Origin of the sequence: Pseudomonas sediminis (genome assembly GCF_002741105.1) — a bacterium.
GTDB classification, from domain to species: Bacteria; Pseudomonadota; Gammaproteobacteria; order Pseudomonadales; family Pseudomonadaceae; genus Aquipseudomonas; species Aquipseudomonas sediminis.
Genome location: NZ_NIQU01000007.1, coordinates 79,065 through 91,294 on the forward strand (window position 1 = coordinate 79,065; position 12,230 = coordinate 91,294).

A 12,230-nucleotide genomic window follows, 5' to 3' on the forward strand; every position below is an offset into this window, starting at 1 on the left:
GCGACACTAGTACACCCGCACTATTTCGCACGGCCCCACCCCTTCCTAAAATCCGGGCAACGCCTCGGCACTGGGTCGAGGACCGGTCATTGAAGGGAATATCTGATGAACATCAAAGGAGCCCTGGGCGTCCTCATGAGCGCCACCGTGCTGGCCTCGCTGAGCGGCTGCCTGGCGCAGAACACGCAAACCCAGGGGCTGCAGAACACCCAACTGGCTAACGACCCATGCGCGCCGACCGCCACCAGCAACCTGATCGCCACCGGGCGCAGCCTGCTGGATATGGCCAATACCGTGCTGGAAACTCAGCAGAGCTTCAATGGCAACTCGGCGACCTATGCGAAACGCATGGAAGTGGCTGAGAACGCGCAGAAGGTCAACCAGGGCAACAACGTGCTGAATAATATCGAGAACCTGTCAGGTGCCGGCCAGCAGCCCTGCGTGCCAGCAGCCGCGCCGGCCAGCGCAGCACGCTAGCCGGCACTCAGAGCCGCACGTCGAATTTGTCCAGTAGCAGTTCGGTCGGCATGTCGGTGCTGACCAGTTGATTGCGGCCGCGCTGCTTGCCGCTGTATAGGCGGCGGTCAGCGGCGCGGTAAAGCTCGGCGGCGCTGCGACCGTCTCTGGGCCAGGTGGCCAGACCGAAGGTGGCGGACAGCGTGATCTGCTCGCCGTCGTAGTCCAGCGGCTGTTCGGCAATCTGCTTGCGCAACTTATCCACCAGCGGGTCAGCGCCGGTGTTGTCGGTGTGACTGAGCAGCAGGCCGAACTCTTCCCCACCCAGGCGACCGAGAAAGTCGGTCACGCGCAGACGCTGCTGGAGGATCTGGCAGATGTGTTGCAGCGCCATATCACCCGCCTCGTGCCCCCATTGGTCGTTGACCTGCTTGAAGTGGTCGACATCGAGCAGCACCAGAACCAGATGCCCGCTACTGCGTTCAGCCTCCTGAATGCTGCGTTGCAGCGCGTGCTGAAAGCTGCCGCGGCTGGCCACGCCGGTCAGTGAATCGGTCTGCGCCAGGCGCTCCAGCTCCTCGTAGGCCTGCATGCGCAAGCCGTCGTAGATGTGCACGAACACCAGGATCAGCACGCCGCACAGGGCGGCGTTGCCCAGGTCGATCAGGCCGCGGGTGTCCAGGGTCAGGTGATTGTCGGCGAAGTACAGCAAAAGCCCGGCGAGCATGAACGGCGCGGTGAGCAGGAAGGCGCGCTGCTTGCCTAGCAGCAGGTAAGCCAGCAGCGGGATCATGTACAGCCAGACGAACGCCGCTGATGAGGCATCCGGCATGACGATGATGTAGAGGATGAAGCAGAAGGTCGGGATCAGGTACAGGTAGATCCACAGGTACAGATGGCGGGCGCGTTCGATGCGCCAGGCGCCGAACAGCAGCAAGGCGGTGCACAGCACTTCGAGGATGGCGAAGGGATAGTTGCCGGCCAGGGCCTGCAGCACGGCAAAGCCGCCCAGGGTCAGGCCGGTGGCGAGCAGGATGGTGCGCATCAGCGCACGCTTGCCTGATTCGCGCAGCCCTTCGCAGTGCCCCGCGCCTACGTCCCTGTGATCGTTATAATTGCCGTCGCCCATTTTATTGCCCAGCGCCGCCGCCCTCAGCGGTACGCAGCCCCCCGCTGCGCACCATCAGGCAACTATAGACGGCCTTGCCTGTTTTACACCGCATAACCCAGCACACGCGGCAGCCACAGAGCGATTTCCGGGAAGATCGCCACCAACAGCAGGGCACTGGACATCACCACGACGAACAACGCGGCCCAGCCGACGGTTTGTTCCAAGCGTATCTTGGCGACCTCGGCCGTGACCATCAAGTTGATCGCCACCGGAGGGGTGAACTGGCCGATGGCGATGTTCATCGCCAGCAGGATGCCGAACCACACCGGGTTCCAACCGAAGTGCTGCATGACCGGAATCAGGATCGGCATCAGGATCAGGTAGATGGAGATGGCATCGAGCAGCATGCCGGCCAGCAGCACGGCGAGCATCACCAGCGCCAGCAACACCCAGCCGTTATCCGACAGCGAGATCAGCCATTCGGCCATATGGCGGAAGGTGCCAAGCATGGTGCCGGCCCAGGCGAAGATGCCGGCCAGGGCGATGATCAGCATGACCACGCCGGAGATCACCCCGGCCTCACCGCACAGGCGCCAGAGGCTGCGCCAGTCCAGCTCGCGGGTGACGAACAGGCCGACCAGCACGCCATAGGCCACGCCGACCACAGCGGCTTCCGTGGGAGTGAACAGGCCGCTGCGCAGGCCGCCGAGGATCAGTATCGGAGCGAACAGCGCCGGCAGCGCCTGCTTGAAGCTTTCCCCCAGCGGTGGCCGCTCGCTTGCTTCCGGCGACTCCCAGCCATAGCGGCGCGACAGCAGCCAGGCCGGCAGCAACAGCACCAGGCCGGCGAGAATGCCGGGGAACAGGCCGGCGGCGAACAGCGCGCGCAGATCGACGCCTGGCACCACGATGGAGTAGAGAATCAGCGCGATGGACGGCGGAATCAGGATCGCCGTCGAAGCCGAAGCGGCGATCAGCGTGGCGGAGAACGGCTTGGGATAGCCCGCCTTGGTCATGCTCGGCAGCATAACCATGGCCACGGCAGCGGCATCGGCCGGGCCTGAGCCGCTCATGCCGCCCATGATCAGACAGACCAGCACCGCGACCATGGCCAGGCCACCATGACGCGGCCCGATCAACGCTTGGGCGAAGCGCACCAGCCGCAGCGCCACGCCGGCTTTCTCGAACACCAGGCCGGTCAGGATGAACAGCGGAATGGCGATCAGCGGGTACTTGGCGACGCCGTTGTAGGTGTTGGTGCCAAGGGTCGCGAGCATGTCCGGCGACAGGCCGGCGATGATGCCAATGGCGCCGGACAGGCCGAGGGCGAAGGCCACCGGCACACCGAGCGCGAGCAGCACGACGAAGCTGAAGATCAGCCAGAGATCAGGGCTCATCGCTGATTCTCCCGCGCAGGCGATCCAGGGTGACCTGGGTCAGGCGTACGAATACCAGCAGCGCCAGAATCGGTAGCCAGATCACGTACCACCAATTGGGCAGGCCCAAACCTGGCGACTCGGAATCCCACTGGAATTCCCCCCAGGCGAATTGACCGCCGTACCAGCACACCAGCCCCAGCACCAGCGCACCAGCCAGCCACTGCAGCAGGATCAACGGCGTGCGCAGGCGCGGGAACAGGCGCTCGAGCAGGCCGATACGAATATGTCGGTTGCTGCGCATGGCCACCGAAGCACCGGCGAAGGTGAGAATGACCAGCAGGAACACCGAGATTTCCTCGGTGAAGGCGAAAGAGGCATCGGTGAAATAACGCACCACGACGTTGGCCAGGCTGATCAGGCTGATGATCACCAGGGCCAGGGTGGCGAGCACGCGCTCCAGCGGCGCGTCGACTTGCTTGCTCATAAAAACCTCGAATGACCGACTTGGCGTTGTTCAGCACAAGTGCCGCTGGCCCTCTCCCCCAGCCCCTCTCCCATAAATGGGAGAGGGGAGCTGATGGGTGTATTGCGACAGACTTGCAGCATCACGCCCCGAAACCCTTGGGCTTCCGGTCAGATAAAACGAATCAGGGCTGGGCCACGGCCTTGCGTGCGGCGTCCATCAACTTATCGCCGATGCGCGGTGCCCATTTCTCATGCACGCTGGTAGTGGCCTCGACGAAGGCGGCACGCTCGGCGTCGCTCAGTTCGATCACTTCCACACCGCGCTCACGTACATCGACCAGACGCTGCGCCTGGGCGCCGCGCGACAGTTCGATCTCCCACTTGCCAGCGTCGATAGCGGCCTGGCTGAGCAGCTCGCGATCTTCCTCGGGCAGGGATTGCCATACGCGCTGGTTGACGGCGAAAACCAGCGGGTCGGCCATGTAGTCCCACAGGGTCAGGTATTTCTGGCCGACCTGGTCGACACGCGCTACGTCGAAGACCGACAGCGGGTTCTCCTGACCATCCACCGCGCCGGTGGTCAGCGCCGGCTTGGCGTCGGCCCAGCTCATTTGCGTGGGGTTGGCGCCGAGAGCGTTGAAGGTGTCCTGGAACAACGGCGAACCGACCACACGAATCTTCAGGCCAGCCATGTCAGCCGGGCTGCGCACCGGCTTGGCCGAGTTGGACAGCTGGCGAAAGCCGTTCTCGCCCCAGGCCAGTGGCACGATGCCGCGCTGTTCGATGGCGGCGAAGGCCAGCTTGCCAGCCTCACCCTGGGTGATGGCGTCGAGGTCGGCGTCGTTCTTCATCAAGAACGGCAGGGAGAACAGGTTGAGTTCCGGCACCTGCGGCGACCAGTTGATGGTCGAGCCCACGGCCATGTCGATCAGGCCGGAGCGCATGGCGGAGAACTCCTTGGTCTGGTCGCCAGCGACCAGTTGCGCATTGGGATACACGCGCAGGGTGATGCGCCCTTCGGAGCGTTCGTTGACCAGATCGGCCCACTTCTGCGCGGCCTGGCCCCAGGGAAAGGCGTCCGAAAGTACGGTGGAAACGGAGTATTCACGCGCGTGCGCGGTGGCGCACAGGGCGGTCAGCGCAGCGCCAGCGGCGAGCGCGGAGAAGAGTCGCTTGAGTTTCATCGGGGCGTCCTTGTATGGATCTTGGTCATTGTCGTTGTGGCACCGGCAAAGCGGTGCGGATCCAGCGGCGAGCGGGTGGCTCGCCTGGCGCGCCTGGTCGGCACGCAAAAGGGACACGGCAGGTGTCACGACTGCCGGGCAGGCCTTGTGGGCGATCGGCAGGTGCCGGCGGGTTACGCGCAGCCGCCCAACTATTCCAGAAGCGCGCGGCGAATGCCATTGTCTGATGACTGTTGACGTTGCCCGCCCCGATCCGCGCTGCCCATAATCACCGGCATCTCATTTCCGGACACTCGCCCATGGCCATCTCCCGCGACGACCTCGACCAGCATGGCCTGATCATCGGCGTGTCGCCCGAACGCTTTCGCGCGGTGGCCATGCCGCTGTTGTTCGATCACCTCGATGCGCAGTGCGAGGGCACCATCGCGGTCAATCGCCAGGCGCGTATCGTCTGGATCAACGACAAGTACGCGCAGAAGGTCGGCATCGCCGATGCGCGCACGGCGCTGGGCAAGGAAATCGAGGAGGTGCTGCCAGCCAGCCGCCTGCGCGAGGTAGTGGAAAGCGGCCAGCCGAGCATGCTCGACCTGATGGCCTTCGGCAGCGAGCACTTCGTGGTCACCCGCATTCCGCTGCGTGACGAAGACGGCACCCTGGTCGGCGCGCTGGGCTTCGTCCTGTTCGACCGCGCCCGCCATCTCAAGCCGCTGATGGCCAAGTACAACAACCTGCAGACGCAACTGCTCGCCACCCAGCACGAACTGGCCAAGGCACGCCGCGCGCGCTACACCATCGCCGGCTTCATCGGCGCCAGCGCGGCGGCCAGCGAGGTAAAGCGCAAGGCCCGTCGCGCCGCGCAACTCGATGCCACGGTGCTGATCCGTGGCGAAACCGGCACCGGCAAGGAGCTGCTGGCGCAGGGCATTCACAACCTGTCGCCACGGGCCAACGGGCCATTCGTCGCGGTCAACGTCGCGGCGATTCCGGAGACCCTGGTCGAGGCCGAGCTGTTCGGTACGGCACCCGGCGCCTTTACTGGCGCCGACCGCAAGGCGCGCATCGGCAAGTTCGAAGTGGCCAACGGCGGCACCCTGTTTCTCGATGAAATCGGCGACCTGCCGCTGCCGTTGCAGGCCAAGCTGCTGCGCGTGTTGCAGGAGCAGGAGGTGGAGCCGCTCGGCTCCAACCAGGTCAAGCCGCTCAACGTGCGGGTGATCGCGGCGACCCATATCGACCTGGAAGCCAAGGTGGCCGCCGGGCAGTTCCGCGATGATCTCTACTACCGCCTTAACGTGCTGGCCCTGCGCGTGCCGCCACTACGAGAACGTGCCAACGACATTCCCGCACTGATCGAGCACCTGCTCGATGACCTGGCCAACCGCTCCGGGCTGGCGCCCATGGAGCTGACGGACGATGCCCTCGCCCTGCTCTGCGCGCAGCCGTGGAAGGGTAATGTCCGCGAGCTGCGCAACCTGCTGGAGAGGGCGCAGTTGGCGGTCGATGGGCGATTGGATGGCGAGGCCTTGCGCGGTTTGCTGGTCGACCCGGTCACGCCGAGTGCACCGATGCCCGCCGCGCCAGTGATGATGAGCACGTCGCAGACGCTGGCCGAACAGCTGGCGCAGGCCGAGCGCCAGGCATTGGTGGCGGCACTGGCGGCGTGCGATGGCAATCGCCAATTGGCCGCCGAACGCCTGGGGATTTCCCGCGCCGGATTCTACGCCAAGCTGGCGCAGCATGGGCTGGGGCGAAAGGGCTGAGCGCTGGTCGCTGGTCGCTGGTCGTGGGAACGGCTGGGCGGCATTCCGCTTCAGCCGCGATTATCACCGAACCGGAGATCGCTTCGCGGCTAAAGCCGCTCCTACAGAGAACGTCGCTCACCACAATTGCGTAGCCCGGATGAAATCCGGGGATCAGGCGCCGCAAAACTCCGGATTGCATCCGCGCTACGGTTCGGGCGTAGGGTGGATCACGCTTTATCAATCCACTATCGGCTACACCGCTGAACGCAGCGGTGGAAATGAATAGCGATTTCCATCCTACGAAACGCTCCTGCCGTCTAGAAATATGGACAATTTACCCACCATAAAATCCATATATCTGGATTAATTCCAATTTTATGGACAAACGATTCTCCACCCCAGACTCCACGCCTAACCCAAAACTGGCCTGAAAAGCCCGCCTAGCAAGGCTTCCCGCACTATCGACGAAAGTCTCACCCCAGCCTGGCACGACTCTGGCTCTGTATCTGGCAAAGGCGCGCTGCTGCATTCGCGCCTTCTCGATAAACGGCCCTGAGCCGGTAGAACAACAACAAAAGGAACCACCCATGGGTACCCTCGGTATTCTGATTTCCCTCGCATTGTTGATGTACCTCGCCTATCGCGGCATCAACGTCCTGATCCTCGCCCCGCTGCTGGCCCTGCTGGCGTTGCTGTTCGCCGGCGACATCGCTCTGCTGCTGCCCACCTACACCCAGGTGTTCATGAAGGCCATGGGCGGCTACGTGATCCAGTTCTTCCCGCTGTTCCTGCTCGGCGCCCTGTTCGGCAAGTTAATGGACGACTCAGGATCGGCGCGCGCCATCGCCCACGGCATCGTCGCCAAGGTCGGCAGTGAGCGCGCCATCCTGGCCATTGTGCTGGCCTGCGGCATCCTCACTTACGGCGGCGTATCGCTGTTCGTGGTGGCCTTCGCCGTGTACCCGATCGGCGCCGCGCTGTTCCGCGAGGCGGGCATTCCCAAACGCCTGATCCCCGGTGCCATCGCCCTCGGCTCGTTCACCTTCACCATGACCGCGCTGCCCGGCACTCCGGCGATCCAGAACGCCATCCCCAACCCCTTCTTCGGCACCGACGCCTTCGCGGCGCCGGGCCTGGGGGTGATCGCCGGCCTGATCATGTTCGGCCTCGGCACCTGGTGGCTCACCGCGCAGTCGCGCAAGCTGATGGCCGCGGGTGAAGGCTACGGCGAGCACCGCGACGACCCGGTCGTCGAAGAGCGTCGCGACATTCCCGGCTTCTGGCTGGCGCTGCTGCCGATCTTCGTGGTCATCGCCCTCAATTTCCTGATGGCCAAGCAGATTCTGCCGGCCGTCGACACCAGCTACCTGGCCAAGCCGGAATACGGCGGTCTGCAGGATGCCAAGTCGCTGATCGGCATCTGGTCGATCATCGTCGCCCTCGGCGCCGCCATCGTGCTGCTGATCGCCATGCACTGGAAGCGCTGGATGGACCTGAAGAAGAGCGTCAACGACGGCGCCTTCGGCTCCATGCTGCCGATCCTCAACACCGCCGCCGAGGTGGGTTACGGCACGGTGATCGCCTCGCTGGCCGGCTTCGTCATCATCCGTGACCTGGTGCTGGGCGTCTCCAGCAACCCGCTGATCTCCGAAGCGGTGGCGGTGAACATCCTCGCCGGCATCACCGGTTCCGCCTCCGGCGGTATGTCCATCGCCCTGAAGACCCTCGGCGCGCAGTACCTGGAAATGGCCAACGCCGCCGGCATCAGCCCCGAGCTGCTGCACCGCGTCGCCGCCATGGCCTCGGGCTGCATGGACACCCTGCCGCACAACGGCGCGGTGATCTCGCTGCTGGCGATCTGCAAACTCACTCACCGTGAGTCGTACAAGTTCATCTTCGTCAACACAGTCGCCTTCCCGTTGATGGCACTGGTGGTGGTAATCACCCTGGGCACGATGTTCGGCAGCTTCTGACGTTCTCTTTAGGAGCGGCTTCAGCCGCGATCTTCGCGGCTGAAGCGGAGCCCCGCCCGGCCGCGCCTACAGCCCTCTGCAATTCACGAGTACCCGCAATGAGCAAGATCATGACCGCCGCCGAAGCCGTGGCGCGCATTCCAGACAACGCCAACCTGGCCACCGGCGGCTTCGTCGGCATCGGCTTCGCCGAACAGATCGCCATCGCCCTGGAACAGCGTTTCGTGGCTGAACAAGCGCCGCGCGATCTGACCCTGGTGTATGCCGCCGGCCAAGGCGACGGCAAGGGTCGTGGCCTCAACCACCTGGCCCATGAAGGCTTGGTGCGCCGGGTGATCGGTGGCCACTGGGGGCTGGTGCCGGGGTTGCAGAAGCTGGCGGTGGACAACTGCATCGAGGCCTACAACCTGCCGCAGGGGGTGATTTCCCAGCTGTTTCGCGATATCGCCGCCGGCAAGCCTGGGCAGCTGTCGCGCGTCGGCCTGGGCACCTACGTCGACCCGCGCCATGGCGGCGGCAAGCTCAATGCGCGCACCACTGCCGATCTGGTGCGGCTGATGCCCATCGATGGCGAAGACTACCTGTTCTACCCAACCTTCCCGATCAACGTCGGCATCGTTCGCGCCACCAGCGCCGACCCCGATGGCAACCTCAGTTTCGAGCGCGAGGCGCTGACCATCGAAAGCCTGGCCATCGCCATGGCCGCGCGTAACAGCGGCGGTCTGGTAATTGCCCAGGTTGAGCGCGTGGTCGAGCGCGGCTCGCTCAACCCACGCCAAGTAAAGATTCCCGGCATCCTGGTGGACTGTGTGGTGGTGGCCGAGCCAGCTAACCATCAGCAGACCTTCGCCACCGCCTACAACCCCGCCTTCGCCGCCGAAACCCGCGTACCGGTGGACAGCCTGGCACCGCTGCCGCTGGACGTGCGCAAGCTGATCGCCCGCCGCGCGGCGCTGGAGCTGAAAGCGGACGCGGTGGTAAATCTCGGCATCGGCATGCCCGAGGGCGTGGCAGCGGTGGCCGCCGAAGAAGGTGTGATCGAGCGCCTGACGCTGACCGCCGAACCCGGCGTGATCGGCGGCGTCCCGGCCTCGGGCCTGGACTTCGGCGCGGCGAGCAACCACAGCGCCCTGCTCGATCAGCCTTATCAGTTCGATTTCTACGACGGCGGCGGCCTGGATATCGCGTTTCTTGGCCTGGCCCAGGCCGATGCGGCGGGCAACCTCAACGTGTCCAAGTTCGGCAGTCGTCTGGCCGGGGCTGGCGGTTTCATCAACATCAGCCAGAACGCCAAGCAAGTGGTGTTCGTCGGCACCTTCAGCGCCGGCAAGCAGGACATCCGTATCGAAGACGGCCAGTTGCGCATCATCGAGGATGGCGACGTGCGCAAATTCGTCGCCGAGGTAGAACACCGCACCTTCGCCGGGCGCCTCGCCGCCGAGCGCGGCCAGCCGGTGCTCTATGTCACCGAACGCTGCGTGCTGCGCCTGACTACCGAAGGGCTGGAACTGATCGAAGTGGCGCCGGGCGTGGATATCGAGCGCGACATCCTCGCGCGCATGGACTTCGCCCCCATCGTGCGTGAACCGAAGCTGATGGATGCACGGCTATTCCGCCCCGAACCCATCGGCCTGGCGCAATGCCTGGACTAGCGCCAGGCCACTCTTTGAGCGTGAACTTACGGGCCTGAACAGGCCCGTTTTTTTGCCTGGAACTTAGCGCGAATCGTAGGGTGGACCGCGCTTCACCGATCCACCATGGGTAGCCAACGCGAATACCCCAGGTGGAAATAAACCGCGACTTCCACCCTACGTCTTTTCCCCCAGCTTATGCCGCGCGGCGTACAGGCAGATCATCTCCATCGCCAGGGTGGCGCCGGCCAGCGCGGTGACCTCGGCGTTGTCGTAGGGCGGCGCCACTTCCACCACGTCCATGCCGACCAGGTTGATACCGCGCAGCCCGCGCAGGATCTCCAGCGCCTGATGGCTGGAAAGGCCGCCACACACCGGTGTGCCGGTGCCGGGGGCGAAAGCCGGGTCGAGGCAGTCGATGTCGAAGGTCAGGTACACCGGATGCTCGCCCACCCGCGCACGAATGCGCTCGGCGATCTGCTCCGGCGTGCTGCGATGCACCTCGCGCGCATCGAGTACCTGAAAGCCCATCACATCATCATTGGTGGTGCGCAGGCCGACCTGCACCGAGCGCGCCGGGTCGACCAGGCCCTCGCGCGCGGCGTGGTAGAACATGGTGCCGTGGTCGATACGCTTGCCCTCCTCGTCCGGCCAGGTGTCGCTGTGCGCGTCGAAGTGGATCAGCGACAGGGGGCCGTGTTTTTTCGCATGAGCCTTGAGCAGCGGATAGCTGATGAAGTGGTCGCCGCCCAGGGTCAGCAACGCGCTGCCGGCTTCGAGAATGCGCGTGGCATGCGCCTCGATCACCGCCGGAGTGTCCTGCGGCGTGCCGTGGTCGAACAGGCAATCGCCATAATCGACGCAGGCGAGCACATCGAAGGGGTCGAACTCCCAGGGAAAATGCCGCGCCCAGGCTGACTGGATAGAGGCAGCGCGGATCGCCCTCGGTCCGAATCGGCTGCCCGGGCGATTGGTAGTAGCGGTGTCGAAGGGCACACCGCTGATGGCCAGATCTACACCGGTCAGATCACGGCTGTAACGCCGACGCATAAAGCTGGTGATGCCAGCGTAGGTCGGTTCGGCGGCAGTGCCGTAGAGGCTGGCGCGGGTGATGGCCTGGTCGTTGTCGAAAGCTTGATCCATGGTCGGGTACTCGTTTCGGTGATGTTCGCGAGCAGAGCTCGCTCCTACTGACTCAGTACTGGCTGCGGAAGGCCGTCCACAGGCGGATGCGCTGACGCTGCTCGCGCAGGCTCAGCACTTCCTCGGCGAACAGGCGCTCGCGCACGGCTTCGGGTGGGTAGATATCCGGGTCGCCGCTCACCGCCTCATCCAGCAACGGCGTGGCCGCGTGGTTGGCGTTGGCGAAGAACAGGGTGTTGGTCAGCTCGGCAATGGCCTCTGGCTGCAGCATGAAGTCGATGAACGCGCGGGCATTGCCTGGGTGCGGCGCATCGGCGGGAATGGCCATGGTGTCGAACCAGATCAGCGTGCCTTCGCGCGGAATGCGGTAGAGCACTTCGAAGGGTTGCCCGGCCTCGGCAGCACGCGCAGCGGCCATGCCGGCATCACCGGTGTAGGTCAGCGCCAGGCAGGTTTCGCCCTTGGCCAGATCGTCGATCTGCCGGGCATTGCCGATGTAGCGCAGGTTCGGTTGCAGCGCGGCGAGCAAGGCGCTGGCTGCGTCCAGATCAGCGGCCTTGGCACTGTAGGGCGGCTTGCCCAGGTAATTGAGGGCGATGGCGATCACCTCCTGCGGCGAGTCGAGCACGGAGATGCCGCAGTCCTTCAGCTTGCTGGCGTACTCGGGCTTGAACAGCAGGTCGAGGCTGTCCAGGGCCACGCCGGGTAGGCGCTGCTCGACAGCCTGTTTGTTGATCGCCAGGCCTACGGTGCCCCAGGTGTAGGGCACGCCGTACTGGTTGCCGGGGTCGACGCTGGCCAGCTTGGCCAGCAGCTCGGGGTCGAGGTTGCTGGCGTTTTTTAGCGCCCCCACTGGTTGCAGCGCCTTGGCCTGGATCGCCCGCGACAGGCCGCTGGAAGCGGGAAAGACCACGTCATAACCACTGCCCCCGGTCATCAGCTTGCTCTCCAGCACATCGGTGCTGTCGAAGGTGTCGTATTTGACCCGGATGCCGGTTTCGGTCTGAAAGCGCGCGAGCGCCTGCGGTGCCACGTAGTCGGCCCAGTTGTACAGGTTGAGCTGTTTCGGCTCCGCCATCAGCGGTGTGGCGATAGCCAGAAGCAGCAGGCTTGCAGCAAGACGCATGGTTTTATCCTCGGGCAGGT

Annotated in this window: 10 protein-coding genes; 4 read left to right on the top strand and 6 right to left on the bottom strand. The window is 64.7% G+C overall.

Translation table 11 applies throughout. From position 1 onward, the window contains the following. Positions 1 to 105: 105 nt before the first annotated feature. A complete protein-coding gene (locus tag CDO35_RS16940; protein WP_099525854.1) occupies positions 106 to 477 on the top strand; it encodes a hypothetical protein in 372 nt (123 codons plus the stop codon). 7 nt (positions 478 to 484) lie between these two features. Here the strand turns inward: CDO35_RS16940 and CDO35_RS16945 are convergent, their stop codons facing one another. The 4 genes from CDO35_RS16945 to CDO35_RS16960 form a co-directional block, all read right to left on the bottom strand. Further along, positions 485 to 1,585: a GGDEF domain-containing protein gene (locus CDO35_RS16945; protein ID WP_099525855.1), complete on the bottom strand. Its 1,101-nt coding sequence runs from the start codon at positions 1,583 to 1,585 to the stop codon at positions 485 to 487. Between the two features lie 83 nt (positions 1,586 to 1,668). Further along, complete coding sequence (locus CDO35_RS16950) at positions 1,669 to 2,964, bottom strand: TRAP transporter large permease (RefSeq protein WP_099525856.1); 1,296 nt, start codon at positions 2,962 to 2,964, stop codon at positions 1,669 to 1,671. Beyond that, positions 2,954 to 3,430: a TRAP transporter small permease gene (locus tag CDO35_RS16955; protein ID WP_099525857.1), complete on the bottom strand. Its 477-nt coding sequence runs from the start codon at positions 3,428 to 3,430 to the stop codon at positions 2,954 to 2,956. Before CDO35_RS16955 ends, CDO35_RS16950 begins: the two co-directional genes overlap by 11 nt. Positions 3,431 to 3,593: 163 nt before the next feature. Then, positions 3,594 to 4,595 carry a DctP family TRAP transporter solute-binding subunit gene (locus CDO35_RS16960; RefSeq protein ID WP_099525858.1) on the bottom strand — a complete coding sequence of 334 codons (1,002 nt, stop codon included), beginning with the start codon at positions 4,593 to 4,595 and terminating at the stop codon, positions 3,594 to 3,596. A 299-nt stretch (positions 4,596 to 4,894) separates the two neighbouring features. Between CDO35_RS16960 and CDO35_RS16965 the strand changes: the two genes are divergently transcribed. From CDO35_RS16965 to CDO35_RS16975, 3 genes are all read left to right on the top strand, one after another. Next, entirely contained in the window at positions 4,895 to 6,355 is a 1,461-nt protein-coding gene (locus tag CDO35_RS16965; RefSeq protein WP_099525859.1) for a sigma-54 interaction domain-containing protein, read from the top strand. A 569-nt stretch (positions 6,356 to 6,924) separates the two neighbouring features. Next, positions 6,925 to 8,310 (top strand): GntP family permease, encoded by a 1,386-nt coding sequence (locus CDO35_RS16970; protein ID WP_099525860.1) that lies wholly within the window; start codon positions 6,925 to 6,927, stop codon positions 8,308 to 8,310. 98 nt (positions 8,311 to 8,408) lie between these two features. Continuing rightward, complete coding sequence (locus tag CDO35_RS16975; RefSeq protein ID WP_099525861.1) at positions 8,409 to 9,962, top strand: acyl CoA:acetate/3-ketoacid CoA transferase; 1,554 nt, start codon at positions 8,409 to 8,411, stop codon at positions 9,960 to 9,962. A 156-nt stretch (positions 9,963 to 10,118) separates the two neighbouring features. Here the strand turns inward: CDO35_RS16975 and speB are convergent, their stop codons facing one another. Beyond that, a complete protein-coding gene (gene speB / locus CDO35_RS16980) occupies positions 10,119 to 11,084 on the bottom strand; it encodes an agmatinase (protein WP_099525862.1) in 966 nt (321 codons plus the stop codon). A gap of 52 nt (positions 11,085 to 11,136) precedes the next feature. Beyond that, the gene (locus tag CDO35_RS16985; RefSeq protein WP_099525863.1) at positions 11,137 to 12,210 is read right to left on the bottom strand and encodes an extracellular solute-binding protein; all 1,074 of its coding nucleotides are present in this window, start codon (positions 12,208 to 12,210) and stop codon (positions 11,137 to 11,139) included. Positions 12,211 to 12,230 lie beyond the last annotated feature (20 nt).

Bases quoted from the DNA above. Each gene is read 5' to 3' on its own strand.
- CDO35_RS16975 (WP_099525861.1), top strand. From the start codon at position 8,409: ATGAGCAAGATCATGACCGCCGCCGAAGCCGTGGCGCGCATTCCAGAC.
- CDO35_RS16955 (WP_099525857.1), bottom strand. From the start codon at position 3,430: ATGAGCAAGCAAGTCGACGCGCCGCTGGAGCGCGTGCTCGCCACCCTG.
- CDO35_RS16970 (WP_099525860.1), top strand. From the start codon at position 6,925: ATGGGTACCCTCGGTATTCTGATTTCCCTCGCATTGTTGATGTACCTC.
- CDO35_RS16950 (WP_099525856.1), bottom strand. From the start codon at position 2,964: ATGAGCCCTGATCTCTGGCTGATCTTCAGCTTCGTCGTGCTGCTCGCG.
- CDO35_RS16965 (WP_099525859.1), top strand. From the start codon at position 4,895: ATGGCCATCTCCCGCGACGACCTCGACCAGCATGGCCTGATCATCGGC.
- CDO35_RS16940 (WP_099525854.1), top strand. From the start codon at position 106: ATGAACATCAAAGGAGCCCTGGGCGTCCTCATGAGCGCCACCGTGCTG.
- speB (WP_099525862.1), bottom strand. From the start codon at position 11,084: ATGGATCAAGCTTTCGACAACGACCAGGCCATCACCCGCGCCAGCCTC.
- CDO35_RS16960 (WP_099525858.1), bottom strand. From the start codon at position 4,595: ATGAAACTCAAGCGACTCTTCTCCGCGCTCGCCGCTGGCGCTGCGCTG.
- CDO35_RS16985 (WP_099525863.1), bottom strand. From the start codon at position 12,210: ATGCGTCTTGCTGCAAGCCTGCTGCTTCTGGCTATCGCCACACCGCTG.
- CDO35_RS16945 (WP_099525855.1), bottom strand. From the start codon at position 1,585: ATGGGCGACGGCAATTATAACGATCACAGGGACGTAGGCGCGGGGCAC.